The 26,679-nt window shown below is 70.1% G+C and carries 28 protein-coding genes and 1 tRNA gene; 16 read left to right on the top strand and 13 right to left on the bottom strand.

The features are described from left to right. The first annotated feature begins 5 nt into the window (after positions 1–5). Positions 6–1,097 (top strand): glycosyltransferase family 2 protein, encoded by a 1,092-nt coding sequence (locus QSK21_RS30850; RefSeq protein ID WP_285701007.1) that lies wholly within the window; start codon positions 6–8, stop codon positions 1,095–1,097. Positions 1,098–1,103: 6 nt separating this feature from the next. Further along, positions 1,104–1,838, top strand: coding sequence for a spheroidene monooxygenase (locus QSK21_RS30845; RefSeq protein ID WP_285701006.1), 735 nt, complete (start codon positions 1,104–1,106; stop codon positions 1,836–1,838). Positions 1,839–1,840: 2 nt separating this feature from the next. Here the strand turns inward: QSK21_RS30845 and QSK21_RS30840 are convergent, their stop codons facing one another. The 4 genes from QSK21_RS30840 to QSK21_RS30825 all read right to left on the bottom strand — a co-directional run bounded on the left by QSK21_RS30840 (position 1,841) and on the right by QSK21_RS30825 (position 5,087). Then, a complete protein-coding gene (locus tag QSK21_RS30840; RefSeq protein ID WP_285701005.1) occupies positions 1,841–2,755 on the bottom strand; it encodes a phytoene/squalene synthase family protein in 915 nt (304 codons plus the stop codon). After that, positions 2,752–4,197, bottom strand: coding sequence for a phytoene desaturase family protein (crtI, locus tag QSK21_RS30835; RefSeq protein ID WP_285701004.1), 1,446 nt, complete (start codon positions 4,195–4,197; stop codon positions 2,752–2,754). Before crtI ends, QSK21_RS30840 begins: the two co-directional genes overlap by 4 nt. A 73-nt stretch (positions 4,198–4,270) precedes the next feature. Beyond that, on the bottom strand, positions 4,271–4,564 hold the full coding sequence (locus QSK21_RS30830) for a hypothetical protein (protein WP_285701003.1): 294 nt from the start codon (positions 4,562–4,564) through the stop codon (positions 4,271–4,273). A gap of 109 nt (positions 4,565–4,673) precedes the next feature. Then, positions 4,674–5,087 (bottom strand): hypothetical protein, encoded by a 414-nt coding sequence (locus QSK21_RS30825; protein WP_285701002.1) that lies wholly within the window; start codon positions 5,085–5,087, stop codon positions 4,674–4,676. A 68-nt stretch (positions 5,088–5,155) separates the two neighbouring features. On the opposite strand from QSK21_RS30825, the gene QSK21_RS30820 reads away from it, so the two are divergent. Continuing rightward, positions 5,156–5,386, top strand: coding sequence for a hypervirulence associated TUDOR domain-containing protein (locus QSK21_RS30820; protein ID WP_285701001.1), 231 nt, complete (start codon positions 5,156–5,158; stop codon positions 5,384–5,386). Positions 5,387–5,398: 12 nt separating this feature from the next. On the opposite strand, the gene QSK21_RS30815 is transcribed toward QSK21_RS30820, so the two are convergent. Continuing rightward, positions 5,399–6,694 carry a cryptochrome/photolyase family protein gene (locus QSK21_RS30815; RefSeq protein ID WP_352231349.1) on the bottom strand — a complete coding sequence of 432 codons (1,296 nt, stop codon included), beginning with the start codon at positions 6,692–6,694 and terminating at the stop codon, positions 5,399–5,401. Positions 6,695–6,822: 128 nt separating this feature from the next. Here QSK21_RS30815 and QSK21_RS30810 point away from each other — a divergent pair, with 128 nt between their 5' ends. Then, positions 6,823–7,320 (top strand): RNA polymerase sigma factor, encoded by a 498-nt coding sequence (locus QSK21_RS30810; RefSeq protein WP_285700999.1) that lies wholly within the window; start codon positions 6,823–6,825, stop codon positions 7,318–7,320. Positions 7,321–7,421: 101 nt separating this feature from the next. On the opposite strand, the gene QSK21_RS30805 is transcribed toward QSK21_RS30810, so the two are convergent. Further along, positions 7,422–7,511, bottom strand: a tRNA-Ser gene (locus tag QSK21_RS30805). Between the two features lie 133 nt (positions 7,512–7,644). On the opposite strand from QSK21_RS30805, the gene QSK21_RS30800 reads away from it, so the two are divergent. After that, positions 7,645–7,815 carry a hypothetical protein gene (locus QSK21_RS30800; RefSeq protein ID WP_285700998.1) on the top strand — a complete coding sequence of 57 codons (171 nt, stop codon included), beginning with the start codon at positions 7,645–7,647 and terminating at the stop codon, positions 7,813–7,815. 15 nt (positions 7,816–7,830) lie between these two features. Here QSK21_RS30800 and QSK21_RS30795 read toward each other — a convergent pair whose 3' ends face one another. Further along, complete coding sequence (locus QSK21_RS30795) at positions 7,831–8,565, bottom strand: M15 family metallopeptidase (RefSeq protein ID WP_285700997.1); 735 nt, start codon at positions 8,563–8,565, stop codon at positions 7,831–7,833. 162 nt (positions 8,566–8,727) lie between these two features. On the opposite strand from QSK21_RS30795, the gene QSK21_RS30790 reads away from it, so the two are divergent. Next, a complete protein-coding gene (locus QSK21_RS30790; RefSeq protein WP_285700996.1) occupies positions 8,728–9,291 on the top strand; it encodes an MFS transporter in 564 nt (187 codons plus the stop codon). A 94-nt stretch (positions 9,292–9,385) separates the two neighbouring features. On the opposite strand, the gene QSK21_RS30785 is transcribed toward QSK21_RS30790, so the two are convergent. After that, on the bottom strand, positions 9,386–9,847 hold the full coding sequence (locus QSK21_RS30785; protein WP_285700995.1) for a MarR family winged helix-turn-helix transcriptional regulator: 462 nt from the start codon (positions 9,845–9,847) through the stop codon (positions 9,386–9,388). A 183-nt stretch (positions 9,848–10,030) separates the two neighbouring features. Here QSK21_RS30785 and QSK21_RS30780 point away from each other — a divergent pair, with 183 nt between their 5' ends. Further along, entirely contained in the window at positions 10,031–11,056 is a 1,026-nt protein-coding gene (locus QSK21_RS30780; RefSeq protein WP_285700994.1) for a pirin family protein, read from the top strand. 365 nt (positions 11,057–11,421) lie between these two features. Further along, positions 11,422–12,609, top strand: a complete 1,188-nt coding sequence (locus QSK21_RS30775) for an ATP-binding protein (RefSeq protein WP_502871614.1) — start codon at positions 11,422–11,424, stop codon at positions 12,607–12,609. Positions 12,610–13,722: 1,113 nt separating this feature from the next. Here the strand turns inward: QSK21_RS30775 and QSK21_RS30770 are convergent. Together QSK21_RS30770 and QSK21_RS30765 are read right to left on the bottom strand one after the other, a co-directional pair. Next, positions 13,723–14,595, bottom strand: a complete 873-nt coding sequence (locus QSK21_RS30770; RefSeq protein ID WP_285700992.1) for a MauE/DoxX family redox-associated membrane protein — start codon at positions 14,593–14,595, stop codon at positions 13,723–13,725. A gap of 3 nt (positions 14,596–14,598) precedes the next feature. After that, entirely contained in the window at positions 14,599–15,858 is a 1,260-nt protein-coding gene (locus tag QSK21_RS30765) for a hypothetical protein (protein WP_285700991.1), read from the bottom strand. Positions 15,859–16,161: 303 nt separating this feature from the next. Here QSK21_RS30765 and QSK21_RS30760 point away from each other — a divergent pair, with 303 nt between their 5' ends. The 4 genes from QSK21_RS30760 to QSK21_RS30745 all read left to right on the top strand — a co-directional run bounded on the left by QSK21_RS30760 (position 16,162) and on the right by QSK21_RS30745 (position 19,276). Continuing rightward, the gene (locus QSK21_RS30760) at positions 16,162–16,683 is read left to right on the top strand and encodes a SigE family RNA polymerase sigma factor (protein WP_285700990.1); all 522 of its coding nucleotides are present in this window, start codon (positions 16,162–16,164) and stop codon (positions 16,681–16,683) included. Positions 16,684–16,873: 190 nt separating this feature from the next. After that, the gene (locus tag QSK21_RS30755; protein WP_285700989.1) at positions 16,874–18,484 is read left to right on the top strand and encodes a long-chain fatty acid--CoA ligase; all 1,611 of its coding nucleotides are present in this window, start codon (positions 16,874–16,876) and stop codon (positions 18,482–18,484) included. 30 nt (positions 18,485–18,514) lie between these two features. Continuing rightward, on the top strand, positions 18,515–18,706 hold the full coding sequence (locus tag QSK21_RS30750) for a hypothetical protein (RefSeq protein ID WP_285700988.1): 192 nt from the start codon (positions 18,515–18,517) through the stop codon (positions 18,704–18,706). A 126-nt stretch (positions 18,707–18,832) separates the two neighbouring features. After that, complete coding sequence (locus QSK21_RS30745) at positions 18,833–19,276, top strand: hypothetical protein (protein WP_285700987.1); 444 nt, start codon at positions 18,833–18,835, stop codon at positions 19,274–19,276. A gap of 145 nt (positions 19,277–19,421) precedes the next feature. On the opposite strand, the gene QSK21_RS30740 is transcribed toward QSK21_RS30745, so the two are convergent. Then, entirely contained in the window at positions 19,422–19,964 is a 543-nt protein-coding gene (locus tag QSK21_RS30740; protein WP_285700986.1) for a GNAT family N-acetyltransferase, read from the bottom strand. A gap of 2 nt (positions 19,965–19,966) precedes the next feature. Beyond that, positions 19,967–21,277 carry a helix-turn-helix domain-containing protein gene (locus tag QSK21_RS30735; protein ID WP_285700985.1) on the bottom strand — a complete coding sequence of 437 codons (1,311 nt, stop codon included), beginning with the start codon at positions 21,275–21,277 and terminating at the stop codon, positions 19,967–19,969. Positions 21,278–21,415: 138 nt separating this feature from the next. On the opposite strand from QSK21_RS30735, the gene QSK21_RS30730 reads away from it, so the two are divergent. The 4 genes from QSK21_RS30730 to QSK21_RS30715 all read left to right on the top strand — a co-directional run bounded on the left by QSK21_RS30730 (position 21,416) and on the right by QSK21_RS30715 (position 25,739). Next, positions 21,416–21,631: a hypothetical protein gene (locus tag QSK21_RS30730; RefSeq protein WP_285700984.1), complete on the top strand. Its 216-nt coding sequence runs from the start codon at positions 21,416–21,418 to the stop codon at positions 21,629–21,631. A 230-nt stretch (positions 21,632–21,861) separates the two neighbouring features. Further along, entirely contained in the window at positions 21,862–22,731 is an 870-nt protein-coding gene (locus QSK21_RS30725; RefSeq protein ID WP_285700983.1) for a radical SAM/SPASM domain-containing protein, read from the top strand. Between the two features lie 9 nt (positions 22,732–22,740). Beyond that, positions 22,741–23,550 (top strand): protein kinase, encoded by an 810-nt coding sequence (locus tag QSK21_RS30720; RefSeq protein ID WP_285700982.1) that lies wholly within the window; start codon positions 22,741–22,743, stop codon positions 23,548–23,550. 1,133 nt (positions 23,551–24,683) lie between these two features. After that, entirely contained in the window at positions 24,684–25,739 is a 1,056-nt protein-coding gene (locus tag QSK21_RS30715; RefSeq protein WP_285700981.1) for a virulence RhuM family protein, read from the top strand. Positions 25,740–26,062: 323 nt separating this feature from the next. Here QSK21_RS30715 and QSK21_RS30710 read toward each other — a convergent pair whose 3' ends face one another. Then, positions 26,063–26,152 carry a peptidoglycan-binding domain-containing protein gene (locus tag QSK21_RS30710; RefSeq protein WP_285700980.1) on the bottom strand — a complete coding sequence of 30 codons (90 nt, stop codon included), beginning with the start codon at positions 26,150–26,152 and terminating at the stop codon, positions 26,063–26,065. Between the last annotated feature and the right edge of the window lie 527 nt (positions 26,153–26,679).

The raw sequence follows: 26,679 nt of genomic DNA, 5'->3' as shown, positions 1-26,679 counted from the left end.
TCCCGATGATGTGGCTGACGCCGTTCCAGGCGGTGGCCGCCGGGGTGGTCGCGGCGCGGCTGGCGCGCGGCCGGGACCGTCCCGCGCCTCTCGTGCCCGGACCCTCCGCCCCGCCGCCGGAGCCGGTCTCGGTGGTCGTCCCGGCCCGTGACGAGGAGCCGAGAATCGCAGGCTGCCTGCGGCCGCTCGTCGCGGACCCCGACGTGTCCGAGGTGATCGTCGTGGACGACGAGTCGCGGGACGGCACGGCACGGCTGGCGGCGCGGCTGGGCGCCAGGGTCGTCCACGGGACGCCGCCGCCGGACGGCTGGGTCGGCAAGCAGTGGGCCTGCCAGCAGGGAGTGCGCGCCGCCAAGGGACCGATCGTGGTGTTACTGGACGCCGACACGCGCCCGAAGCCGGGCCTGTGCGCGGAACTCGTGGCGTTGCTCGACGACGTCGACCTGGTGTCGGCCGGGCCTCGATTCGTGTGCGACGGGGTGGCCGAGCAGGCGTTGCACGCCTCGCTTCTGACCGGGCTGGTCTACCGGTTCGGGCCGATCGGCGTCGACACCGCGCGGTCTCATCGGCTCCTGGTGAACGGCCAGTGCATGGCGTTCCGGAAGGCCCCGATGCTGGAGGCCGACGGGTTCGCGCGGGTCCGCGGCCACTTCGCCGATGATGTCGCTCTCGGTCGCCTGCTGGCGGGGGACGGCTGGCGGGTCGCCTTCCGTGACGCCGGCGCCCTGCTGGAAGTCGACATGCACGAGTCGGTCGCCGGTGTGTGGCGCGAGTGGGGCCGTACGATCTCCTTGCGGGAGGTGACCGGAAGTGGTGCGATGGCGGCGGATCTCGCGGTCGTCTGGCTGACACTCGCCCTGCCCGTGCTGCGGTTGGCGGCGGGCCGCCCGACACCGCTGGACCTCGCACTGCTCGTCCAGCGGTGTCTCGTGTCGGCGGCCCTGCGCGGTAGTTACGCGCGTCCAGGGGTGGGCCTGGCGATCTCGCCGTTGTCCGACGTGCCGGCGGCGGTGCGGCTGACATGGTCGGTGCTGCGGCCGGCGCGTACCTGGCGTGCACGCACGTACGGCCGTCCGATGACGGCGTCGCGCGGGTAGCCGCCGATGGTCGCGCCGAGCAGGGGAGCCGCCGATTCCAGGGTCATCGCCTCGTTCCATCTCATCCGGTACGCAAGTGTGGGCGCCATGCGGCACATGGCGTTCGACCGGCCGCTGCTGCGCGGCACCGCTGGGCTGTCGTTCTGGCGCCTGCTGGGCACGGGCCGCGGCCGGTCGATGAGCCTGGGCGCGGACCTGCGGCGCTGGGCGTTGTTCGCCGTGTGGGACGGGGAGCCCGCGCTGGAGGAGTTCCTCGCGCGCTCGCCGGTGGCCGGACGGTGGCGGGAGGAGGCCGAAGAGTCGTGGCATGTCCGGCTCCTCCCGCTCGGTTCGCGTGGCCGGTGGGGTGGACGGGACCCCTTCGCGGCGGCCGAACCCGTCAGAACGTCCGGGAACGGGCCGGTGGCCGTGCTGACCAGGGCGTCGATCCGTCCTGGCAGGCTGATGGCGTTCTACCGGTCGGTGCCGGGCGTGAACCGGAGGTTGCAACGCCAGGACGGTTGCCTGGCCTCGATCGGAATCGGGGAGTGGCCGCTGGCCCGGCAGGCGACCTTCTCGCTGTGGGCGGACGAGGCCGCTGTCACGCGCTTCGCCTACCGCACGGACGAGCACCTCACCGTCATCGGACGGGTGCGCCGCGAGGACTGGTACGCCGAGGAGCTGTTCGCTCGTTTCGTCCCGTACGCGAGCCAGGGGACATGGGACGGGCATGACCCGCTGCACACCCGCATCGCGGAGTGACCCTACGAAAGCGCGGCGGCGGGCCGCCGCCGTTCGGCGTGGCCTGCGGCCCAGGCGGCCACCAGGTGCCGTGTGAAGATCGCGGCCCGGCGGCGGCGTGGCACCCGCGCCCGCCCGGTCAGCACGTCGTGGCCGGCCAGGGCGATCTCGTCCAGGATGCCGCCGTACAGCTCGTACGCGGCGCGGATGCAGGGACGGGAGGACGGTGCCAGCAGCTCGATGCCGTCCAGGGCGCGGCGGTAGTGGTCGCGGGCGCGTTCGGCCTCGAACGCCACCAGGTCGCGTAGTGCCGGTGCAGGGGTGCCCCGGCGCAGGTCGTCCTCGGTGACCCCGAACTTGGCGAGGTCCTCCCGCGGCAGGTAGATGCGGCCACGGGCCAGGTCCTCGGTGACGTCCCGCAGGAAGTTGGTCAGTTGGAACGCCCGTCCCAGCTCGCGGGCGGGCTTGCGGGCCAGCCGTCCGGCACCGGGCATCGTCTCCAGGATGGGCAGCATCATCAGCCCGATGGCGGCGGCCGAACCCTCCATGTACAGCATCAGGTCGTCGTACGTGCCGTACCGGGTGACGGTGAGGTCGGCGCGCATGGACCGCAGGAAGGCGTCGAGGTCGGTCCGCTCGATGCCGAACGAGCGGACGGTGTGCACGAAGGCGGGCAGCACCGGGTCCTTGACCGTCTCGCCCGCCAGGCCCGCGTTCAGCCGCCGGGTCACCTCGTCGAGCGCGCAGGCCCGGCCGCTCGTGTCGGCGGCCGTCTCGCCGCAGGCGTCGACGATGTCGTCCACATGACGGGTGAACCCGTACAGGGCGTGCACATGCCTGCGCTTCCAGGCCGGCAGCAGCAGGGTGGCCAGGTAGAACGAGCGTCCGTGACGGGCGTTGAGGCGGCGGCAGTGCTCATAGCTCGCGGTCAGCGTCATCGGCTGCCTTCCAGGATGCGGGTGGCGGCGAGTCGTCCGGAGATCAGAGCCGGTGGGACGCCCACACCGGGCGCGGTGTACATCCCGGCGAAGTGCAGGCCGGGGACGCGGCGGCTGCGACCGGCCGGCCGGAACCAGGCCGTCTGGGAGAACCGGTGGTCGAGCGCGAACGGCGTACCGGCCGAATGGCCCAGGCGGGACCAGACCCGCGGATCGAAGGTCCGCCGGGGTGCCCCCGACAGGTCGCCGTACCCCAGGTCCGCCAGGCGGCCGAGCAGGCGCCGCTCCAGTCGCGGCGCGAGACGGTCCCAGTCGGCTCCGCTCTCCAGGTTCGGGGCGGGTTCCAGGACGCTCAGCGTGCAGTGGCCGGGCGGCGCCATGATGCCGTCCGGCTCTGGGCAGGTGATCAGCAGGCTCGGGTCGGGCTGCGGCCGTCCGGCGGTCAGCGCCGAGAAGGTGCCGGCCCACTCCCGGCCGAAGTGCAGCGTGTGGTGCGCCCGACCGGGCGGCCGGTGGTCGAGCCCGAAGTGCATGACCAGGCAGGACGGCGAGTAGCGCGGACGGCGCAGCCGCCAGTCGCCCGCCGCGTCGGGCAGCAGCCCCCGGTGGGCGCGCACCAGGTCGCAGGCGACCACGACCGCCCCGGCGGCGAGCCGTTCGCCGCCGTCCAGCCGTACCGCCGTCACCCCGGAGGAGTCCGTCTCGACCCGCTCGGCGCGCACGCCGTACCTGAACGCGGCGCCCGCCTTCTCGGCGACGGCCGCCAGGGTCCGCGGAACGGCGTGCATGCCGCCTGACACGGGGAAGTACACCCCGCCGACGGTGTCCATGTGCGCGACGACCGCGTAGATGGCCAGCGCCTCGCCGGGAGGGAGCCCGACGTACAGCGACTGGAACGTGTGCGCCCTGACGAGCCGCTCGTCGGTCAGCTCACCCGCCACGAACCGGTCCAGGCGCCGGAACCCGCCCGCCGCCGCCAGCCTGAGCAGCGCGAACGGGCGGGCCATGCTCCGCAGACGGGTCATGTCCGCGTCGATGAACGACGACCATTCGGCCTCGAACATCGCCTCGAGCCGGCGCCGGAACCGCAGGTAGCGGGCCGCCTCGTCCGGCCCGCACAGCGCGCGCACGTTCTCGGCCATCCGCTGCGCGCCCGCCACCACGTCCAGCCGTGAACCGTCGTGGAACGACAACCGGTAGAAGGGGTCCAGGCGCCGCAGCGGCAGCAGGTCCTCAAGATTCTCGCCCGCCGCGCCGCACGTGTCCGCCAGCACCTCCGGCATGGTCAGCACCGAAGGCCCGGTATCGAACCGGTAGCGTCCGGTCTGCGCGGATCCGCAGCATCCCCCGGGTTCGTCGCGGGCCTCGACCACCATGACCTCGCGGCCTCGCGCCGCCAGGTGGATCGCCGCCGACAGCCCGGCCAGACCCGCCCCGATCACGACGACCGGACCCTTCCCCGCCATCAACGCCCGCCGGCGTGTCGGGGGTGCGCCTCGGCCGTGGTCCGGGCGGTCACCGCATGGCGGCGGATGGCTGCGCGGCGCCCCTTTCCTCGACCGGGGCGTACCGCTCGGTCGTCTGATCCGCCTCGTCCCGCATCTCCTCCGCGCGGAGGGCGAGACCCATGGCGAAGAACGTCGGGGCCCATTCGCCGATGAAGATGCCCCAACGGTCGGCGCGGTCCAGGCCCGCCTCCTCAAGGCGGTTGGACGCCAGCCAGGAGGCGAACGCCAGACCGATCGAGGCGGTGCCCGCCGTGTAGAGCATGTTGGACTTGATACCCATCTTGTGCAGTGAGCTGATCATAGTTCCCCCCTTGGTCGATCCGGCCCCTACCCTCCTCTGACCTGCGCAAAAGCGCGTCTGAAGCGATTTTGCCTGCCATGCACCATTTCGATGGCGCCGCGCCCGGCGGCTATCGCGCGAGCGCCGACACCTCCCGCAACCGGAGCGCGGCCAGGTCCGGGTCGGCGAGGGTGAGGGTCAATCCGGGATGGCGTACCCGGCCGGTCGGCTCGATGCCCGCGACCGGCTCGTGAAAGCGGATGCAGACGCCCCGTGCGGCGTTCGTGCCGAACGTGAGCCCGCGGTCGGCCATCGACACACGCGGGCCGATCGCCCTCCAGACGCTGTACGGCCCGGTGAGCTCGGCACCGGCCACGTTGTCCAGAGTCGTCCGTACCGTCCACGGACCGTAATGGACCTCCAACCGGGACGGACCCAGCATGAGCCGGCAGTTGTCGGGCCGGATGCCCAGCAGCGCGAGCGGGCGGGCCATGCGGCGGTCGAAGGCGAACTCAAAACATTCGGCAGCGGATTCCGAAGCCACCCCAATCCCCCCTTTGACCAGGTATTCATGGTGACTACCCATGCCTGCGGACGGGTACCGCGACGTACATGGGAAACCAGGAGGAACCCGCCGTGGGCGACAAGGTCACCTGGCGCAGCCACGGCTCCACGGTCGAAGGCCGTGTGGAGAAGAAGATCACCGACCGTCGCCAGGAGGCGGGCCGCACCGTCGCGGCCTCGCCCGAGGAACCCCAGTACCTCGTACGCAGCGACAAGAGCGGCAGGACGGCCGTCCACAAGGGCTCGGCGCTGCGCAAGCGGCCGGACGACTCGGCGTGATCCCGGACCCGCTCACTTGGAGTTCGCCGGAGGATCGAGCTCGATGATCGGCGGCGGGTAGTCGAGGCGGGCGTCGTCCAGCCTCCAGGGGCGGTGGACGCGGCCCCCCTCGATGGCGGCGAGCTCGGGGACGTACCTGCGGACGTAATCGCCGCGCGGGTCGAAGCGGGACGCCTGACGGAGCACGTTCATGGTCTGGTTGGGCCGAGGGCTGTTGCCGGTGCCGGCCACCCACTGCCAGTTCCCCGCGTTGTCGGCGATGTCCCCGTCGGTGAGCCAGTGGTTGTAGTGGCCCAGCCCCTCCCGCCAGTCGATGCCCAGGTCACGGGTGAGGAACGAGGCGGTGATCAGCCGCGCCCGGTTGTGGATGTAGCCCTCGGCGCGTAGCTGCCGCATACCGGCGTCGACGATCGGGATGCCGGTCATGCCCTCTTGCCACGTGGAAAAGGCGTCCTGCTGCCCGTCCCAGCGTTGCCCGCGCGACCGGTAGTCGCTCCTGGGCAGCGCGGGGAACGCGGCGGCGACCTGGTGGTGGAAGTCACGCCACGCGAGCTGGCGGCGGAAGGCTTCCGGCGTCTCGTCCGCGATCTCCCTGGGCGAGACGCAGCCGAACTTGATGTAGGCGCTCAGCCGGGACGTGCGGTCCGCCGCGAGATCGTCGCGGACGCGCTCGTAGGCGGCGGCGTCCTCGTCCAGCCACGCCGCGAGCCGGGCACGTCCCGCCGTCTCGCCGCCGGGCGCGCGTTCCGGAGACGACTCGCCCGATGCCAGGTCGTCCGGCAGCGCGCCGGGGTCCACACCGGCGGGCAGGCGAACCCGGCGGGGCGTCCGCGCCACCGGACGCCACTTCGCCGCGTCCCACACCCGCCAGTACGGGGTGAACATCCGGTAGTGATCGCCGCTCGCCGGGGTCAGGTCCCCGGGCGTGACGACCGTGATGCCGGGCAACGCCGACACCTCCAGGTCCAGCTCGCGGAGGCGGGCGAGGCGCCGCGACCCGTAGGCCGACCGTTCGTCGGCGAGGAAGAGCGCGTCGGCGCCGGTGTCCTTGGCCAGACGGGCGACCTCGGCGACCGGATCGCCCCGCCGCACCACCAGGTCGCCGCCCAGCCCGCGCAGGGACTCCCGCAGATCGGCAAGGCTTTCCAGCAGGAAGCGGACGCGGTTGGGCACGGCGAACGAACCGCCCAGGATCGCGTCATCGAAGACGAACACCGGAACGACCTGCCCGGCCTCGCACGCGGCGGCCAGGGCCGGATTGTCGCGCACCCTCAGGTCACGGGTGAACAGCATGATCGAAGTTCTCATCACTAGGACTTCGGTGCGGCCCCCGCGACCGGTTGCCCTCCTGACCTGCTATCACGGCGCGGCCCGTACGCTCTGCACCGCCTTGTCACGGCACGTGATGAAGCGGTTTTCGTGGGCATCGGGACTGCATGACCCTGGAACAGCGGCTCGCCCAAGGCGACGAGGAGGCGCTGAGCGAGTGCTACGCCGCGCTAGGTCCCCTCGTTCGCCACCACGCGGGAAGGCTGGTGCCCGCCCACGTCGTGGACGACGTCGTCCAACTGGTCTTCCTGGAGGTCTGGCGATCGCGCGCCCGCTTCGACTCGGCCCGCGGCCTGGAGCCCTGGGTCGTGGCCATCGCCCGGAAACGGGCCATCGACCAGCTACGGGCCGAGGCGCGGCACTCCCGGCGGTCGGTGCCGCTGGACGACACCGTTGGCGTGCCCGACGCCACCTGTGCCGTGGACGCCGCATGCGACGTCCGCAACGCGCTGGCCGGACTGCCCGTCCCGCAACGACAGGCGATCGTGCTCGCCCACTTCGGCCAACTGACCCAACGCGAGATAGCCGACCGCCTGGCGATCCCCCTGGGCACCGTCAAAGCCCGCACCACCCGCGGCCTGAGACGCCTGAAAGACCTGCTCTGACCAGGCCATCCGGTGGCGGATCCGCCCCGCATACAGGTGTTCAACCGCAAGGGCGCCCGGGACATCATCGCGGCGACGAAACACGCGTTCCAACTGGTGAGCGGAGGCTGTGGGATTCGAACCCACGGAGCCGGGGTTACCGACTCAACGGTTTTCAAGACCGTCGCACTCGTCCACTATGCGAAGCCTCCTGAGGCAGCCACCACGATAGCGGGTTGGGCGAGGCGGGTTCACCAGGCTTATTCGGGGCGGGGAGGGGGTTACTGGGACCAAGGTTGCCTTTGGGCCTTAGGGGACGGGTGGGCATCCGTTACGCTCGTCCGCATGTCTGAGACATCGAACGACCCGGCAGGGACGACGCACCAGTTTCAGAACTTCGCGGCTCAGGCGCCGGCCGAGCAGCCCGGCAAGGTGAACGTCGGGCTTGTCGTGGGGATCGCCGCCCTGGTGGCCTTGCTGGTCGTCGTGGCGGTGGCGGTCTGGATGGTTCTCTGAGCCCGTTCCCGGGTGTCAGCGGCCGGACGCCGAGAAGTGCTGATAGTCCTTGACGCCGCTCCAGTTGCCGCCCCAGCCCCAGCCGATGGAGGCGAACGCCTTCACCACCCGGCCGTTGGCGTGGATGACGCCGGGGGCGTCCAGGTCGCGGTTCTTGAACTTGACGCAGTGCTTGTGGGCGACCGTCCCGTCGGAGCTGACATAGGGGTTCTCGCACGGGTTGAGGTCGACGGCCAGGCCGTAGGCGTGCTGTGAGAAGCTGGTCGACCCGGTGGCCCTGCGGCAGTTGAACGCCGAGGTGTTGTCGGCCTCGATGGAGTCGAAGTCGGACCCCTTGAACCTGTCCACCGGCTCCATGCGCTTGATGGGGTAGCGCATGGCGAACAGCTTTCCGAAGACCGTGACCAGGTCGTCCGCCGCCTTGGCGTTGACGACCAGCCGTCCGCCGGCGTGCGCGCGGTCGTCCATGCCCCAGTACGTCATCTCGATCATGCGGAGGCCGGACGGGGGCACCGGGCAGCCGCGGCGCCACGAGTGCGGAAGGTCGGCGGCGGTCACTCGCCTGATCTTGGACTGGAAGCGCTGCGGGGCCGTCGTGGCCGGCGCCGGGGTGCCCCGCGTTCCCGAGGCGGTGGGCGGGTTGGCCGGGTTGGTGCGGTCCGGGTCACTGGAGCCGCGGCCACATCCGGCCGTGCCGACTATCAGGACGGCCGCCGTCGCTGCGCTGATCACAAGCCGTTCACCAGGCATAACTCTAGGATGGCACGTCGCGTCGGCCTCGCGTCGCAACCCGCCGTTCGCTACGGTGCGTTTCGAGGCGTGCCGCCGCGAGGGGGACGGGGCGGGCACGCCGCGCCGATTCGTACAGCCCAAGCCGGGGTAACCCGGGCGTCCCCCGGGCAGGGAGCCGGCATGGCCGAGTCTCAGGAACGCGACGCGCCCCCCGAGCGCGACCTGCCGACCATCAAGGACCTCCCCAGGATCGAGGACCTCCCCGAGATCCGCCTTTCCCGGATCGAGGTGCCCGACGACGGGGACCCGGTCGGCGCCGTCCCGTACGAGCCGGGTGAGCGGGTCGACACCTCCGAGGCGCCTGCCAGGAGCCTTGAGGACGAGATCTTCGCGATGGCGTCCACGGTGGAGGTCGAGGACGCGTCGCGCGCGGAACCGCCGCTGCTGTGGCTGTGGCAGGGACCGGTCCAGATGCCGCCGCCCCTGGTGATCGGACGGGCCGTGGCCGGGTTCCTGACGTTCCTGTTCGTGGACGCGGTGATGATGTACGCGCCGCTGATGATGAGCCGGAGGCCGAGCCTGCTCCCGCAGATGGTGGCGCTGCTGACGCTGGCCTTCGGACTGGGCGGGCTGCTGGTGTGGAAGGTCAGGGGGGCGTGGCGCCCGTTCGGGATCGGGATGATGCTCGGCTGGCTGTTCCTGACCCTGGTGTCGCTCGGCCTTCTTACAGGGGTCAGCCCCTAGGAAGACGCCGCAGACGCCGCACACGCCGCAGACGCCGCGCGTCCAGGCGGTCCCGGACGCAGGGACGCGCGGGACCGGACGCCGGTCGGCGGCGTCAGCCGGATTCGGCGATGCGCTTGATCACGGCGGTGAAGGCGCGTCCGATGGCCGCCAGGTCCTCGGGCTCGATGACGTCGACGAAGAAGGTCCGCACGGTCTCGACATGGTCGCGGGCGGCGCGTTCCAGTGCGGCGTAGCCCTCGGCGGTCAGGTTCGCGTACACCCCCCGCTTGTCGTTGGGACAGTTGTCCCTGCTGACCAGGCCCTTGGATTCGAGACGGGAGCAGGTGTGGGACAGGCGGCTGCGGGACTGGCTGGCGTTGTCGGCCAGTTCGGCCATCCGCAGGCGCCGGTCGGGTGCCTCGGAGAGCCGTACGAGGATCTCGTACTCGGAGATCGAGAGCCCGTGCTTGCTCTTGAGATCACGGTCCATGATCTCGCTGAGCCTGGTGCTGCCGTCCACGAAGGCCCGCCAGTCGTGCTGTTGGGCGGCATCGAGCCAGCGTGGTTCGCTCATGCCCGCCAGTATAGTCCATATGTTGAAGATTCAATTAATCGGCGGTACGGTCGGTGGAGGGCCCGTGCCCTCGACCGTCCAGGAATAGTTTAGATTTCAACTAGGTTGTACGCGCACAAGCGCTCCCCGGAGGAAGGCACGGACGGACGTCCGGGGGCGGCCGACGAGTGAAGAGGAGAGCCGATGCCTGCCATCACGGCGGACCCGCTCACGCTGCCCCGACTGCCACGCCTCGACGAGGCCGGCACCGGCTGGCGGCGCGTCGCCAGAATCATCACTGCCCAGCGGCACCTTGAAGGCGAGGGCTTCCAGGTGCGACGTCCCTTCCCCGGGGTGGACCTTCCCATGGCCGACCCGTTCCTGCTGCTCGACCATATGGGGGCGGTCGAGTACGCGCCCGGTGAGGCCAAGGGGACCCCGTGGCATCCGCACAGGGGCTTCGAGACCGTCACCTACATCATCGACGGCGCGTTCCAGCACCAGGACACCACGGGCGGGGGCGGCCTCATCTCCAACGGAGACACCCAGTGGATGACGGCGGCCGCCGGGATCCAGCACATCGAACAGCCGCCGCCGGAGCTCGTCGCCAAGGGCGGCCTGTTCCACGGCATCCAGCTCTGGGTGAACCTGCCTCGCGCCCAGAAGTGGGTGAACCCGCGCTACCAGGACATCGAGGCCCGGAACGTGAGGCTGCTCGCGTCCGACGACGGGTCCTCGCTCGTCAGGGTCATCGCGGGCTCCCTCGGCGGGTACGAGGGCCCCGGTGTCACGTACACCCCGATCAACTACCTGCACGCGACCGTCGCGCCCGGCGCACGGCTGGCCTTGCCCTGGCCCCAGGACTTCAACGCGTTGGTGTACGTGCTGTCTGGACGCGGCATGGTCGGCACTGAGGAAGTCGGCCTCGACGAGGGCCAACTGGCGGTCTTCGGGGGCTCTCACCACAAGGGCGACCAGGACGGCATCATGCTCAGGGCCGCCGATGTGCAGCCGGTCGCGAGCCCGAACGGCTGGGAGATCCTCGTGCTCGGGGGGATGCCGCTGCGCGAGCCGGTGGCCCGGTACGGCCCGTTCGTCATGAACACCCGCGAGGAGATCGTCCAGGCGTTCGAGGACTTCCAGGCCGGCCGCATGGGCACGATCCCGGCCGAGCGCGTCCCGCACCTGACCAGCGCGGACGAGTCGGTGGACGCCGCAGGGAACGAGTAGCGGAACACCCTCTGAGCAGGGCGTTCACCCGTCGGACGGCCACGCGTTCCAGGAGGGGCGCGTGGCCGTCCGGCTTTCCGATGATCCCTCGGGAAAGTTGGCGCGTTCGGGTGACGGCGGGGACGGCATGCGCTACTGTGTTCGAACAGTCGAACAGAGATTCGACCGGCTCGTCAGCGCTCGGGTGCCCGGGGAGGTGGCAGAGGGTGGCGACGATCACCGCGTCCGCCAGGGACGTCAGGGGTGCCAGGGACGCCGGGGCGCGCTGCACGCGGCGGGCGCCGCGCGCGACACGCCGCATGAGTTTCTACGCAAATCTACGGCCTCAGCTATATCGCCTCATAGAGTCCGAGAGCGTGGACCCCGTGCGCAACCCCTATGCCCCGGGCGCCGGGCAGCGCCCCCCGGAGCTGGCCGGCCGCGACCGCGAGCTGCAGCAGTTCGAGGTGGTGCTCGAACGGGTGGCGCGCGGCCGTCCCGAGCGCAGCATGATCGTCACCGGTCTTCGCGGTGTGGGCAAGACCGTGCTGCTCAACGCGTTCCGCTCGATGGCGATCCAGCGGCTGTGGGGCACGGGCAAGATCGAGGCCCGTCCCGACCAGTCGATCCGCAGGCCCGTGGCGTCCGCCCTGCACCGGGCGGTGCGCGAGCTGGCGCCGCGGCACCGCGCCCCCGACCGTATCGAGGAGTTCCTCGGCGTGCTCAAGGCGTTCGCCCAGGCCGGTGAGGAGCCGGGCGGCGGGCGGGGCAAGGCGCGGGCCCACCGCTGGCAACCCGGTATCGACGTGCCCGCCGCCCGTGGCCGCGCCGACTCGGGCGATCTGGAGATCGACCTCACCGAGTTGTTCGTCGACGCCGCGTCCGTCGCCACCGACGTCGGCGCCGGCATCGCGCTGTTCGTCGACGAGATGCAGGACGTCCCCGCCGACGACGTCTCCGCGCTGTGCGCCGCCTGCCACGAGCTGTCCCAGAACGGCGGCCCGCTCATCGTCGTCGGCGCGGGCCTACCTCACCTGCCCGCCGTGCTGTCGGCCAGCAAGTCCTACTCCGAACGGCTGTTCCGCTACGCCCGCATCGACCGGCTCGACCGCGAGTCCGCCGACATCGCGCTGCTGGCCCCGGCGGAACGCGAGGACGTCACCTTCACCCCCGAGGCCCTCGACGCCCTGTACGGCGCGGCCGACGGCTACCCCTACTTCGTCCAGGCGTACGCCAAGGTCGTCTGGGACGTCGCGCCCGACAGCCCCATCACGGCCGACGACATCAAGGTCGCCGCCCCCGAGGCGGAGAGCGAACTGGCCGTCGGCTTCTTCGGCAGCCGCTACGAGCGCGCCACCCCCGCCGAGCGCGACTACATGCGCGCGATGGCGATGCTGGGCGACGACCCCGTCCCCACCGCCGCCGTCGCCGACGAGCTCGGCCGCAAACCCTCCAGCCTCTCCCCGGCCCGCGACGGCCTGATCAAGAAGGGCCTCATCTACAGCGCCGAACGCGGCCTGGTCGCCTTCACCGTCCCCCACTTCGGCAAGTTCCTCCGAGCCCAACCCGTCTGACCGACGACACCGCCCATCCACCACACCGGCGCCCGGCTTGTGCCAGTGCGCGGTCCAACCCTCGCAACCCGCCCACCCTCGACGACGTAAGATCCACGCCCGCAGCTCTCCGCCCGCACTTCCGGAGCAGCGCGGCCCCTCACCCTCACCACGCGGTCCGCTAGCCCCCGTGCAGTACATGCAGTGCGGACGAAACAACCGTTCGGCAGGCAAGTGCCCGTCAGGACTTTCTAACGCTTTCTAGGGAGAACTCTAGAGAGCGGTAGAGAACCCGATCGGCACACGTCGTCACCATTCTCTAGTCGTTTCTAGCGCTGTTCATAGAAATTGCTAGATTCCGATATCGGCCCCTACCCGCACAACCTGCTCACCAAGGCGTCGAAGCCGCACAGCCATGGCCGGCGCCGTCACCACGACCAAGCCCCCGATGTGGCCGACCGTTCGGAGGCGGCTCGCCACGATCTGGTGGCCTTCGGCTTCCCACATTGGCTGTGAACGTGGGCCTGGCCGAACGATCCGCGGGGCGGCTGACGCGTGCTCCGATAGTGGTTGTTGGTCAAGCGGCTACGGGGGCTTGGAGGCCCCGGCCAGGCAGGTTTGGAGGCGGTGAGAGCTGGCCGATCTTCCGGTTGAACGGAGGTCGTAGGGCGGTGGGGTTCTTGTCGCCGGTGGTGGGGCGTCGCTCGTGGTGATGGCGTGCCGGAGGATGGTCGGTGAGGGCGATGAACGCCCAACTGAGGCCCGGTGGCGGCGAGGTTTGGTGGCGTGCCGAGGTGGTCGGGATCTTTCACGAGCGGCCGCGATCGTCCGCCTTGCCGGTGCTGTCGCAGTGGAACAGGCCGACGAGAGGACCCCAGCGCCAGCGCTGTCTGGATCCGGAATCCATGGCCAAAGCACCCGTGCGTCAGCGAGGTCTTGGTGCCCGAACGCGGAATGGACGAGCGAGAACGACCCTTGTGCCACTCCGCTCGACCGTGACCGGAACGGTGATGCTCGAAGGCCCGGTCTCTGTGTTGAGTGAGGTTCGTTTTCGCGAGTTGCTTCGGGTGCTTGTCGGGACGGGGGCGTGTGGTAGCGCGCGTGGTGGGTGTGGCTGGGGGTTTCTATGGGGTTCTAGTGGAGGCCCAAGAGAGGACTAGAGACGGGCAGAGTGGGGGATGCGTCGTCTCCGGTCGGATTCGGCTTGGGCGGCGGGGGCGAGACGGGGGTGGCTCGTACTGTTCTGTCGCGTTCGGTGGTGGACACGGCGAAGACGATCTCGGTGTCGCGGCCGTCGAGCCGGGCCGGGAAGACCACGAAACGCCAGCAGCCCTCGCGCCACACGTCCACCGGTACGGCGCTGGTGACGGAGTCTTCGGCGGCGAGCCAGGCGGGGCTGTCGTACAGCGTCGCGAACGTCTCCGGCACCGGGCTGCGGCGGCGCGCGCACGGAGTCGCCGGGCGGGACCGTCCGAGCCGGCTGCGCCGGGCGAGGACGGACAGCTCGGGCGAGAGCGCGGCGAACAGCGCGAGCTCAACGACGAAGACCAGCACCACCTGCGCGGGAACCTGCCGGAGCACCTCGGCGCCCGCGTGCGGAGCGCCCAGCGAGGCCACGGCCGCCGCCGTGAACAGCGCCGCGCGGAGCACGCTCCGGCGGTTCACCCGCTTCTCGCTCAGCCCGCCGAAGCAGCCGCATCCCGCGTCCGGACGGTGTACGCGCAGCTCCTCCACCGCCCAGGTGGCGGCCGCGAACGCCACGGTCGTGGCCACCCGTACCGACACATGGGACGTGACCAGCAGTGCCAGCGCCAGCAACCCCTCGGCGACGGCGAGACCGACGTTCATGTGGCGGCCCAGTCGCGGCCTTGCAGGGACGGGGACGCTGTGAACATGCTCGGGCGCGGACGACGCCACGGGGGAACGGACGGTCAGCTTGGCCACGCAGGCGGCGAGCAGGACGGTCGCGAGCAACAGGACCTGTGTGTTCTGGATGTTCTCCAGCATCGGTCAGTCCTCCGCGGCGTGCGGCGGGTCGTCCCCGAAGCGTAAGGCGGCGTTGAAGCATCCCGCGTCCAGATCGCCGCCGAAGGCCACGAAGGCGGCCGGGGTGAGTTCGGCGAGGCGGCCGCGCGGCGAGGTCCCGCATTCGACGCACCGGTCGCAGTAGCGTGCGGCCACGCACCCGCATTCGATCAGCGGCAGGGTGGCGCGCAGGCCGGTGCATTCGTTCTGGAGCGTGAGTTCCGTGCCCAGGGAGAGGTAAGGCAGGGCGACGCAACCGGGAGGCGTGTCGGGGCAGGCGTCCGCGTCCTCAGGGTCGACGAAGGGGTAGGCGATCCCCTGCTCGCCGGTCAGCAGGAAAGCGGAGCCCGCGCCCGGTCGCGCGATCCGGGCGGGTGCGTCCTGGTCGGCACGGCGTGCGGTCGTTCTCCGTCTGCGGACGGGCGACGCGTGACGTGGTCCGGTACGAGGTCGGGGGTTCTCCTTGGCCGGGCCTGAGGCCGAGGGGGTGAACGAGGGATGGATGTCCGGCCGGGGCATCGCGTCAGGGCTGATCGTGTCGTCGGTCTCGCACGGCGACGGGTGGGCCGGTGGTGTGGCGGGACGAGGTGCCGGGCGGGACGGAACGTCGGCGTAGGTGGCGCCGCCGAACCAGGTGACGGTGCCGTGGAGGACGTCCGCGACCGGGGTGTCCGGGCGCGGTGAGGCCAGGTCGGCGGGCAGGTAGCCGGGCTGGGACGTGCCGGGACGGGCCGCCCTCGGACCGTCCGGTGAACGGACGCAGATGAGGTCGATGAGGTGACCGGGTTCGAGCCGGGGATGACGGACCAGGACGCGGCCGAGGGCATGCGGGGGGATCACCACGGAGGTGTGCCCCCGATGCGGGCCCGAATCCACTTCTACGGTGTCCCTTTCGTACTCCAGGATCGTCCCGGTGATCCTGCCGATGTCCACCCAGACGCGGTCGGCGACCGGACCGTCCGGCGCCATGCGCACGATCGCCTCGCGTCCGGGCCGCAGCGCGGCGGGACCCCCGCGCCCGCCGTGCCAGACCGTGGTGGAGGGGGCCAGCGGCACCGTGATCTCGCCGCCCGGGCCGCCCCTGCCGTCCAGTACGAGGAGGTACGGGTCGGCGTCGAGGATGGTCCCGGCCAGGACCCGGCGGCGTTCCTCCCGATCATCCGCAGGGGAACGTGCCGATGTCCCCAGTACGAGGTCCCGGTAGAGACGGCGCGTCCCTCCGCGGGCCCGGGGTGGTAGCGGCATGGCGTTGCTCCGGCGTCGGTCATCGAGGGTCACGTCGCGGCCACGACTGTTCGGACAGCGTGTCAAGAGTGGTACGCACCGTGTCCACGCAGTCTGCGGATTTGTCGCGATAAGTCATGCACGGGTTGAGGTTTGTTCGACCGGGGATGATGTTTGTCCACTGGTTGACCCGAATATGAATTTTCAGTTAGGCCAAAATTGAGCTCCCCGTGCGATCGTCGAGTCATATGGATCATGAACCGGTGGGGTTCCGCGACCGGCGAGGGTCCGACGAGGCTCCCGAACCCCTGGCTCGGTGGTGACGTGAACAGCGCACGGCACGAGGAGTTCCGCGACTATGTCGCGGCCCGCGGGCCCGCCCTGATGCGGGCCGCGCTTCGCCTGACGGGAGACCGCGCCGAGGCCGAGGACCTGCTCCAGGCGGCGCTGGCCAAGACCTATTCGGCCTGGGACCGTATCGAGGACCGCGCCGCCGTGGACGGCTATGTCAGGCGGGCCATGGTCAACACCCGGATCTCGTGGTGGCGCCGGCGGAAGCTGGAGGTGTACCCGACCGACGAGCTGCCCGAGCAGCCCGTGGACGACCACACCGGGAACACCGAGTTGCAGGACGCGCTCGGGCGCGCGCTCGACAGGCTCCCCGAGCGCCAGCGGCTCGCCGTGAAGCTCCGCTATTACGAGGACATGCCCGAGAACGAGATCGCGAAGGTCCTCGGGGTGAGCATCGGCACCGTCAAGAGCACCGTCTCCCGTGCCATGGCCAAGCTCAGGGTCGACACCGCCCTCGAAGCCGACTTCCCCGGCATCCCTTCCCATCGCCCGTGAACACCCTGTGAACACCCCGTGACCCCCTGTCCCGGCCGTTTCCGGGCGGCACTCTCGGTTCGGGTCCCGGGCGACGACCCACCATGATGCCCCGAAATATGGGGCCTTCGAGGGCTGACAGCGTGTCGCCGTTCGGGCAAGAATCCGGTTCTGAGATCCACCGAGCTGGAGGTGCGCCGTGCGGAGCACGATGCAGGATTTCCCGCTGACCCTCACCTCGATCATGCGCTTCGGCGTCGATATCTGCGGTGACAGCGAGGTCGTCACGTGGACGGGTGACGGGTCGCGCCGGCGGAGCTATGCCGATCTGGGTGAGCGCGCCGCCCGGCTGGCCGGGGCGTTGCGCGCGCTCGGGGTGGACGGCGACCAACGCGTGGCCACGTTCATGTGGAACAACGCCGAGCATCTCGAGGCGTACCTGGCCGTGCCGTGCATGGGGGCCGTGCTGCACACCCTCAACATCCGGCTCTTTCCCGACCAACTCGTCTACATCGCCGACCACGCCGAGGACCACGTCGTCATCGTGGACGGCTCGCTGATCCCGCTGCTGGCGCCCATCCTTCCGCGGTTGAAGACCGTCAAGCATGTGCTCGTGGTCGGCGAGGCCGACACGGCTCCGCTGGCGGACGCGGGTAAGGAACTGCACTCCTACGAGGACCTGCTCGCCGCCGCGCCCGCCACGTTCGACTGGCCGGAGATCGACGAACGGTCGGCCGCGGCGATGTGCTACACCAGCGGCACCACGGGCAACCCGAAGGGTGTGGTGTACTCGCACCGGTCGGCGTACCTGCACTCTATGGCGATCTGCTCGGCCAACGCCATAGGCATCAGCGCGACCGACCGCGTGCTGCCGGTCGTGCCGATGTTCCACGCCAACTCCTGGGGCCTGCCGTACGGCGCGCTGATGGCGGGCGCCTCGCTGGTCATGCCCGATCGCCATCTGCAGGCCGAGCCGCTGGTACGGCTGATCGAGGCGGAGCGTCCCACGGTCGCGGGCGCGGTGCCGACGATCTGGGCGGACGTGCTGCGCTACGTCAAGGAGCACGGCGCCGACCTCAGCTCGCTGCGGATCGTCCCGTGCGGGGGGTCGGCGGTGCCGGAGTCGCTGATGCGCGGGTTCGACGAGATCGGCGTGCGGATCGTCCACGCGTGGGGCATGACGGAGACCTCGCCGGTCGCGTCGATCGCGCACCCGCCGGCAGGCGCGGAGGGCGAGGACGCGTGGCGAGCGCGCATCTCGCAGGGCCGGGTGCTGTCCGGCCTGGAGATGCGGGTCGTCGGGGACGAGGACAAGGTGCTGCCCAACGACGGCGAGGCGGTCGGTGAGATCGAGATCCGCGGCCCCTGGATCACCGGGTCGTACTACAAGGACGAGGACCCGGAGAAGTTCCACGACGGCTGGCTGCGCACCGGCGATGTCGGCACGGTGACCCCCGGCGGCTTCCTGAACCTGTCCGACCGGGCCAAGGACGTGATCAAGTCGGGCGGCGAGTGGATCTCGTCGGTGGAGCTGGAGAACCATCTGATGGCCCATCCCGACGTCCTGGAGGCGGCCGTGGTGGGGGTGCCCGACGACCGCTGGCAGGAGCGCCCCCTCGCGACGGTGGTGGTACGGGAAGGCGCGACGGTCACGGCCCGGCAGCTCAAGGAGTTCCTCACCGGCCTGATCCCCAAGTGGCAGCTTCCCGAACGCTGGTCGTTCATCGAGGCGGTCCCGAAGACCTCGGTCGGGAAGTTCTCTAAAAGAACTATTCGGCAGTGGTACGCCGACGGCGAGTTGGACGTCATCCGCGTCGACTAGAGCAGCAGCCCATGACCCCAGGGAGGGGCCATGGGAGAGACGGCTTTTCTGTTCCCGTACGAGGGTGAGGAGCCGGAGGAGGTGCGGGCGCCGTCGGAGTGGCGGCGGCTCGGCCGGCGGCTCCGCGTGTGGGCGCTGGGCGGTGTCGGCGCGATCGCGTCCGTGATCGCCCTGGACGTCCTGCCGTTCCCGGACTACGGCGTCCTGTTCCCGCGGTGGTGACCTGACCCGGACGGCGCGCGCACCAGCGGGCGTCGGCGGGCGTCCTACCCGGCACCCCACCCACATCCCCTGAGGTGCCCCGTGGACTACCACACGCCCAGTCCATCCCGTGAGTCCCGCCGCATCGTGTGGATCGCCGCCGCAGCGATCCTCGTGGTCGCCGTATCGGCCGTGGGCGTGATCGTGCTCGGAGACTCGCTACGCACCGCCGGGACGCGAACGCTGGGCGGCCGGGTCACCATCATCGATACCGACCCCACGGTGATGAAGTTTGGCTGGAATCCGGGCACGTGCGCGGGTGAGGGCTCCTTCGCGGATGTGACCGAGGGGGCGTCGGTCGTGGTGATGGACCAGGACGGCAAGACGCTCGCGGTCGGCACGCTGTCGGGTGGGGTGCCGGCTCGTCTCCAGGAGACCGAGATCGGACAGATCGCGGAGGAGTGCTATGTCCTGGTGCGCCCGCTCAGGGTGCCGGGCCGTGACTTCTACCGGGTGAAGGTCGGGAGGCAGGCGGAGACGATGGTGGCGGGTGACAGTATCGGACAGGTGGACATCCGGTTCGGGTCGTAAGCCCGCGCTGCCCGCTGCGGACGCCCGGGGCATGGCCTGCCTCGATCCGTAACGTCCCCTAATGGGGACGAAGCCCCGTCCTCCTGGTGCAAAGGAGGACGGGGCGCCACGGTCCCGATCAAGGAACGCGCAGCCGACACCAAGCCTAATCGCCGGCTGCTGGATGCTTGTTTGAAAGGTCCAACACCAGCGCATCGGAATAGGGCGGTTCGGCCCGGAACTCGGCGACCTTCCGCCAGCCCCTGCGCAGATACCAGGCGTAGGCGTCCGCCCCTATCACTGCGGCCAGAGTCGCCCACCGCTCGGCACGGCCCTCGAGCAGCTTGTCCAGCAACGCACCGCCCGTCCCGCGGCCACGGTGCTCCCGGTCAAGGATCAGCTCGATCACCGCGAACTTCCGCTCCTGCAACACCTCACCCGGAGGCGCCGACGCATTCCCCCACCATGACCCCGCCGGCATCGTGAACCCGAATGCGAACCCCACCAGCCGGCCGCCATCCCGCGCGGTCACCAGCCGGAACCCCGGGGCGCGCATCTGGCTCCGGGTGCGGTCCTCGAAACGCCTTCGGGAGAACTTCGGCGCCGAGTTGTACGGCGGCTCCGCGTACACCGGCACGTACACTCCGGCCAGCTCGTCCAGCATCTGCGGCGCCTCACCACCGTGCGGCACCTCCAGCTCTACCGGCACGGCTACTCCCCCCCATCGATGGCCGCGGGCAGCGCCAGAACTTCCCGGTACTCGCCCAGCGCCACCCGGTCGGCCTCCGGCACGGCCTCCAGGACCATTCGCGCGCCCCGCCGGATCGTCGTCGTGCGCTGCTCGAGGGGCAGCGCCTGAACCGTCCGGGCCGCATGCTCCACACCGGTCGCGACATCACCGGAGCCGATCAGGCACTTGGCGCGCAGCAGCTCGATCTGCGCGCGCTGGCGCGGCATGGTCTCCGGGTACAGCGCCAGCGCCGCCTCTTGGGCACGCTCGGCTAGGGGGTAGGACCCGGTGTAGGAGTAGGTGAACGCGGCCGTGTGGTGCAGCCCGGTCTCCGGCCACGCCCCGGTCCGCAACCGGTCCTCGACCGGCGCCTGCGGCAACCGCGCGAACTGGGTCTCGAGCTCGTGGATAACGTTCTCGGCTTCGGCTGCGCGGCCCAGGATTGCCAGGGCCTGAGCGCGGCTGGCCATCGCCTCCATCATCGCGGCGCCCCCGGACTCGCCTGCCAGGCCGATCGCCTCGTCCGCCAGGCGGAGCACCAGCGGTATCGGGCGCAGCGAGTACAGCGCGCTCATGGCCTCGTGCCCGCGCACCCACACCCGCAGGTTCAGGTCGGTGGAGGCGTCGGCGGTGTGCCGGGCGGTCTTCCACCAGTCCCGTGCCTGCCGGGGATCCCCGAGCGTCGCGACCGTCATCGCGACCAGCGCGGCCAGCTTCGCGGCCGGGCCGGACAGGCTCTGACGCAGACTGCGCAGGCCGGTGCCCTTGGTGTCCCGGATGATGTGCTGCAAATGGACCAGGTCCTGGGCGAGTGTCGGCAGCATCAGCCGCGGCGGGGTGGTGAGGAACGCGTGGCCGTGCTCGTAGGCGATCTCTTCCCAGTCCGCCACCAGGTGCTTGGACATGCCGCCCGGGAGTGCGCGGGTTAGAGCCTGCCGGATCGGTTCCAGATCGTGCGGCACGGCCGACTCGACGCTCAGTGCCGCCAGTCCGGCCAGCAACTGGCGGCGTTCGTCGTTGAACTCCTCGGAAGGCCCGTTTGGCCCTTCGCCGAAGAGGGCGAGCTGATCAATTTGTAGGGCCTGGGCCAAGGCGCGCTGGTGGCGGCGGGAGATACCGGCACGCCCGGCCTCCCACCGTTTGACATAGCCCAGCATGGTGTCGAGTTCGGGTTTCTGCGGGCCGGGTAGCGCGCCGAGGACCCGCTCGGCCAGCTCGAGCTGGGTCAGTCCAAGCGCCTTCCGTTCGGCCGCGATCCGGTGGCCGCGTGCGCGTTGCTGGTCTGGCGTCATACGTGTGCACCTCACGTGTCGCCGTGCCACCTGTTTGCACCCCAGGTGCCCCCCAGTATGCCCCTACCTGGTTGCGCCGCCCGCCGATTGACTGCCTGTAATCGAAACGCGACCGCGCCATTGCTGGAGATGGTTCCGATGAGTAACGACGCCGCCCCAGCCGTTACCGCCACAACCGCCGAAGCACGCCGCGCCGACATCACGCGACAGTTCCGTAACCGGCTCAACGTCATCGCCTGGTACGGCCCGTTCACCGGGCACTGGTGGGCGGTGGCCGACGGGTATCTGGTGGAGGCCGCCCAGCCCGGCGAGCTTGCGCAGCGGGTCCGCTATACCCAGGCGAGGTTTAGGTGACGGCCACCGGAAGCGGCCGCACGCTGGCCGAGGCCGGGCAACTCGCCAGCGCCGCTGCCCGGCGGTAGCAGGTCCCCGCGGCGCTCGCCTGTACTCCGTGGGCGAGGGTCGCGGCCGGGGGGCAGGTCGGGTGTGCGGCGCGGTAGCCCGGCCCGCCCCCTTCCACACCGCCGCAGGGTTCAGGCGCGCACCCGCGGCGGCCACACACACGAGGCGCGCCGGAGGTGACCATGACCATCACCATCGACCACCAGCGGACCAAACCCGCCACCAGGCAGGCACCGCGGATGCTCTGGCTGGACCTCACCCGCAAATGCCAGCTCGCCTGCTCCCACTGCTACAACGACTCCGGCCCCGAAGGCACGCACGGCACGATGACCCGCGCCGACTGGGACCGCGTCCTCGACCAGGCCGCCGCGCTCGGCGTGGAGCACATCCAGCTCATCGGCGGGGAACCGACCCTGCACCCTGACGCGCTGCACCTGGTCGACCACGCCCTCGCCCTCGGCCTCCAAGTCGAAATCTTCTCCAACCTCGTGTCCATCCCGGCCCCCTGGTGGGAGCGGCTCGACCGCCCCGGCGTCAGCGTGGCCACCTCGTACTACTCCGGTGACGCCAGCGAGCACAACACCGTCACCGGGCGGCCGACGCACGCCCGCACCCGCGCGAACATACAGACCGCAGTCGACCGCGGTATCCCCATCCGGGTCGGCATCATCGACACCGGCGACCCCGGCCGCGTTGAAGCGGCACGCCGGGACCTGGAGACCATCGGTGTCGACCGCATCCGTGTCGACCGCGTCCGCCCCTACGGCCGCGCCGCCACCGGCCCCGGCCTGGACCCGGCCGGCCTGTGCGGCCAGTGCGGCTCTGGCCGCGCGGCGATCGGCCCCGACGGCGCAGTCTCCCCGTGTGTGATCTCGGCGTGGATGAGCGTGGGGAATGTCCACACCGACGGGCTGGCCGATATCCTCGCCGGCACCGCCATGGCCGAGGCCAACACGCAGATCAGGGCGGCGTCCCGGACCGGGAAGTGCGACCCCGACGGCGAGTGCAGCCCCGGGTTTCCCGGCAGCGGGTGCAGCCCCCGCACCGCCTGAGGTACACCCGTGACCAGCCTTCCCGGGCCCGAGTTCGAGGCCCTGATCCGCCCGCACGTCGGCGACCCGCTGCGGCTGCACCCAGTCGGCCGCGGCCACACCTCCGACGTCGCAGCGATGGCCCACGGCGCGCACGGCTCGTTCTTCGTCAAGGCCGTGCGGAACCGTCCCGGCGGCCGCCGCGATTCCCTGGTCCGGGAAGGCCAGATCAACCCCTATGTGCGGCCGATCTCCCCGGCCGTGCGGTGGCGGGCAGAGAGCGAGGACTGGGTTGTTCTCGGCTTCGAGGCCATCGACGGCCGTCCCGCCGACTTCACGCCAGGCTCGCCTGACCTGCCGAGGATCGTCGGCATCCTCAACCGGATCGCCGCCGTGCCGCTGCCCGAGATCGCCCGGGACTGGGTGGAGACCCGATGGGACCGCTACGTCACCGATCCGAGCAAGGTCGAGCTGCTGCGCGGCGACGCGCTGCTGTACACCGACATTCAGCCCGACAACCTGCTGATCGGCGCGGACGGCGCGTGGGCGGTGGACTGGGCGTGGCCGACCCGCGGTGCCGCGTTCATCGATCCGGCGTGCCTGGTGGTGCAGTTGGTCGCCGCCGGGCACACCCCGGGCTCGGCCGAGGCGTGGGCGAGCCGCTGCGTGGCGTGGGCGTCCGCCGACCCTCGGGCGGTTGACGCGTTCGCTGCGGCGATGTTCGCGCTCTACGGCGATCTTGCCGCGCGTAATCCCGATGCCGGCTGGCTCAAGGCGATGGCCGCAGCCGCTGAGGGATGGGTCGTCCACCGCGGTTTCGCGTGCTCGTCAGGGCACTGAGGCTCACGCCGGGGTGCCCTGCCTCATGACCCGGCCCGCCACCGGCCGCGTCATCGGCTGCACAGCCGTGATCTCCTGGCAGGCCCTACGCCGAGAGGTAGGCATGACGCATCAGATCGCGCCCGACACGGCCAAGCCGTCCGGCGTCACACCCACGCAGTTCCACTGCTACCGGTACTCCGCTGCCGGGCAGGAGTGGGACCGGGCGATGAAGAGGGACATGCTTGACTGCACTCGCCGGACCGGACGGTCGACTGGCTGATCAAGTCGTCCCGGTTCATCGCGGCCGTCCACCGACCCGGTGGCGACGCGGGACTGGCTGGTCGCCGCGTGAGACGCGGCGGCCGAGCGGGCAATGCACCCCGTCCCGGACTGGGTGGACTCCAAAGAGCGCGGCGAACGTGCCCTGCGGGGCATCGAGACCGGGTGCTGGCCGTCATGGTCTCAGTGGATCGCCGGGGGCGTGATCGTGATGATGGCCGTCGTGGGCACGGACCAGGCGTGCCACTAGGGGCATGCCAATGACGCCCCCGTCCTCCCATCGCCGGGAGGTGCGGGGGCGTCGCTTGTCACGGGGTAAAGCGCTTCTCCGTCGAACCGAGCTACGGCCAATCCGTCTGGATTCCTCGCGTTGGATGGGTCGCGCATAACAGGATACAACCGGGCATTTCATGGAAAATCGCCAAGGCTGCCCGAAGTTGGGAAAATTTGGAATTCAGCCTTATTATTTAATTCCGTGATGTACATGACATGATCGTGACTAGTTGGTCATATTTATCTCGGTCTCTAACTAACTATGATCGATCAGACGTCTTCCCAGGTCACGGGGGTGCGAAGCCGTTCACCCGCCCTTGTCTGTACAAGCTCGACGATTCTGTCCATATACCAGCAAGTACGTGGGGTCGAACTAAGTGGCGAAGGATTGCCGCGGTGCAGTACATTCCAGGACCAAGTAAAAGCCCCGCGCGGTTGCGTGGGCCGCCGGGGCTGTGGTCCGCTCCTTGTACAGGAAGGAAAGACGTGAGTGACTGTAGCATCGCTGTGCCCCGCCCCTGCAAGGGGATTCGGCCCATTGGCCGCATCCAGCCGACGGACGGGTCCAAGGCGCCCGGCCACCCGTGGGAGGTGGCCTGATGTCCGACCCCGGCGAACTGATCCTCTACCAGACCGAGGACGGGCGGTCCCAGATCCAACTCCGAGCCGTCGACGGGACGGTCTGGCTAACGCAGGCCGAGATGGCCGAGCTGTTCGACACCACTCCCCAGAACGTTGGCCAGCACGTCCGGAACGTCTACGAGGACGCTGAGCTGAGGCCCGAAGCAACTAGAAAGAATTTCTTTCTAGTTCGCGAGGAGGGGACGCGACTCGTACGACGTGAGGTGACGGCCTACAACCTCGACGTCATCCTGGCCGTGGGATACCGCGTCCGGTCCCCCCGTGGATCCCAGTTCCGGCAGTGGGCGACCACCGTCCTGCGGGAGTACTTGGTCAAGGGCTTCGCGCTGAACGATGAGCGGCTTAAGGACCCGGCGGGGCTGGACTACTTCGACGAGCTCCTCCAGCGCATCCGGGAGATCCGGGCGTCGGAGAAGAGGTTCTACCAGAAGGTCCGGGCCCTCTTCGCCACCAGCGTCGACTACGACTCCGGCAGCGAGACGGCGAAGACCTTCTTCGCGACGATCCAGAACAAGCTGGTCTTCGCCGTGACCGGGCGCACGGCCGCCGAGCTGGTTCTGGAGCGGTGCGACCCGAACGAGCCGAACATGGGCCTGACAAGCTGGAAGGGTGACCGCGTCCGCAAGAGCGACGTGGTGATCTCGAAGAACTACCTCACCCGCGAGGAGATCGAGATCCTCAACACCTTGACCACTCAGTTCCTGGACTTCGCAGAACTGAGAGCTCGCCGTCGCCAGCACACCACGATGGCGGACTGGATCAGCGCCACTGACCGCTTCCTGACCCTCAACGAGTTCGGGATCCTCAACGGGCCCGGCAAGGTGTCCGCCGCGCACATGAAAACGGTCGTCGAAGGGCTCTACAAGCAGTTCGACGAGCAGCGCCGCCGGCTGGAGGCCATCCGAGCCGCCCAAGAGGAGGAGGCGGACATCGAGGAGCTCCTTGACGAGCAGCCGATCGCTGAGCTGACTAAGGTCGAGAAGGACATCGAGGCGCGCCGCAAGGACGGATGACGCTACGAAACGCCCTCGCCCTCCTCGTGGAGGGCGGGGGCGTCCGTGTCGGGGTCTGGCGAGTCCGGACGTACTCCGGAGCGCGTTTCGACAAGCCAGCCGACGGCAGGACCCGACCTGCCGCAGGCCACGTCTCTGCCAGCCACCGCGCTAGCGCGTAGTACGCCGCGCCCACGAGGGCCGTCAAGATCGAGGTGACGGCGCCCTCGTCCAGGTCTAGGCCGATGCGGGCGGCTTGGCCGAGGACGAGCGCGACCACGAGCGGGACCACGGTGCGGATGATCGAGTGGTACATGGTGACCTCCTCAGGTCACAGGGGCGGTTTACGCCGCCGGGCCAACGATGCCGTCCACCGTCAGCCCCTTCTCCTTCTGGAATGCTCGGCAGATCGCCTCGGAGCCGGGGCCGTACACCCCCCTCCACGGCGATGTCCCACCCGCGTTCGCGCATGCGGTCTTGCCAGGTGCGTGCCGCACCGTCGGCGGCTGCGTCAGGTACACCCCCGGCCGCGCTCGCGGTCGACTTCGACGGCGCCGTGGCCAGCGCGTCGCTGTCGTATGCGGGGCGGCCGTACCCGTAGATTCGATCGGACGACCGGCTGACCGTCTTCTGGTAGACGCCGTCGCCGTTGTAGTACCGGCCGTTCAGGCTGATGGAGGTGTTGCCGCCCTCGGTCGGGATGTTCTCTAGGAGAACTCTTCGCGACATGTACGCCAACGGTGAGCTGGACGTTCAGCGCGTCGACTGAGCGACGTTCGGCGGGTCGGTCTAATCCGGGCCCGGGACGGCGTTTTCACGGCCGTGCCCGCCAAATGTTGATTCCGCCTGAAGACTGACCCTGTGGTTCCGGCCGAATCGTGACCCGCCCCTGGACCCTGGTGAGGTGTTGAAGGTGGAGGACTGGGCGGAGATCCGTCGGTTGCACCGGGCTGAGGGGCTG

It is taken from the genome of Actinomadura sp. NBRC 104412 (assembly GCF_030269515.1).
Classification (GTDB): Bacteria; Actinomycetota; Actinomycetes; order Streptosporangiales; family Streptosporangiaceae; genus Spirillospora.
The sequence above is the reverse complement of the archived record's forward strand: the minus strand, read 5'-3'. Positions and strand labels throughout refer to the sequence as shown.

Bases quoted from the DNA above. Each gene is read 5' to 3' on its own strand.
- QSK21_RS30850 (WP_285701007.1), top strand. From the start codon at position 6: ATGATGTGGCTGACGCCGTTCCAGGCGGTGGCCGCCGGGGTGGTCGCG.
- QSK21_RS30845 (WP_285701006.1), top strand. From the start codon at position 1,104: ATGGTCGCGCCGAGCAGGGGAGCCGCCGATTCCAGGGTCATCGCCTCG.
- QSK21_RS30840 (WP_285701005.1), bottom strand. From the start codon at position 2,755: ATGACGCTGACCGCGAGCTATGAGCACTGCCGCCGCCTCAACGCCCGT.
- QSK21_RS30830 (WP_285701003.1), bottom strand. From the start codon at position 4,564: ATGATCAGCTCACTGCACAAGATGGGTATCAAGTCCAACATGCTCTAC.
- QSK21_RS30820 (WP_285701001.1), top strand. From the start codon at position 5,156: ATGGGAAACCAGGAGGAACCCGCCGTGGGCGACAAGGTCACCTGGCGC.
- QSK21_RS30815 (WP_352231349.1), bottom strand. From the start codon at position 6,694: ATGAGAACTTCGATCATGCTGTTCACCCGTGACCTGAGGGTGCGCGAC.
- QSK21_RS30810 (WP_285700999.1), top strand. From the start codon at position 6,823: ATGACCCTGGAACAGCGGCTCGCCCAAGGCGACGAGGAGGCGCTGAGC.
- QSK21_RS30800 (WP_285700998.1), top strand. From the start codon at position 7,645: ATGTCTGAGACATCGAACGACCCGGCAGGGACGACGCACCAGTTTCAG.
- QSK21_RS30795 (WP_285700997.1), bottom strand. From the start codon at position 8,565: ATGCCTGGTGAACGGCTTGTGATCAGCGCAGCGACGGCGGCCGTCCTG.
- QSK21_RS30790 (WP_285700996.1), top strand. From the start codon at position 8,728: ATGGCCGAGTCTCAGGAACGCGACGCGCCCCCCGAGCGCGACCTGCCG.
- QSK21_RS30785 (WP_285700995.1), bottom strand. From the start codon at position 9,847: ATGAGCGAACCACGCTGGCTCGATGCCGCCCAACAGCACGACTGGCGG.
- QSK21_RS30780 (WP_285700994.1), top strand. From the start codon at position 10,031: ATGCCTGCCATCACGGCGGACCCGCTCACGCTGCCCCGACTGCCACGC.
- QSK21_RS30770 (WP_285700992.1), bottom strand. From the start codon at position 14,595: ATGCTGGAGAACATCCAGAACACACAGGTCCTGTTGCTCGCGACCGTC.
- QSK21_RS30765 (WP_285700991.1), bottom strand. From the start codon at position 15,858: ATGCCGCTACCACCCCGGGCCCGCGGAGGGACGCGCCGTCTCTACCGG.
- QSK21_RS30755 (WP_285700989.1), top strand. From the start codon at position 16,874: ATGCAGGATTTCCCGCTGACCCTCACCTCGATCATGCGCTTCGGCGTC.
- QSK21_RS30750 (WP_285700988.1), top strand. From the start codon at position 18,515: ATGGGAGAGACGGCTTTTCTGTTCCCGTACGAGGGTGAGGAGCCGGAG.
- QSK21_RS30735 (WP_285700985.1), bottom strand. From the start codon at position 21,277: ATGACGCCAGACCAGCAACGCGCACGCGGCCACCGGATCGCGGCCGAA.
- QSK21_RS30730 (WP_285700984.1), top strand. From the start codon at position 21,416: ATGAGTAACGACGCCGCCCCAGCCGTTACCGCCACAACCGCCGAAGCA.
- QSK21_RS30725 (WP_285700983.1), top strand. From the start codon at position 21,862: ATGACCATCACCATCGACCACCAGCGGACCAAACCCGCCACCAGGCAG.
- QSK21_RS30715 (WP_285700981.1), top strand. From the start codon at position 24,684: ATGTCCGACCCCGGCGAACTGATCCTCTACCAGACCGAGGACGGGCGG.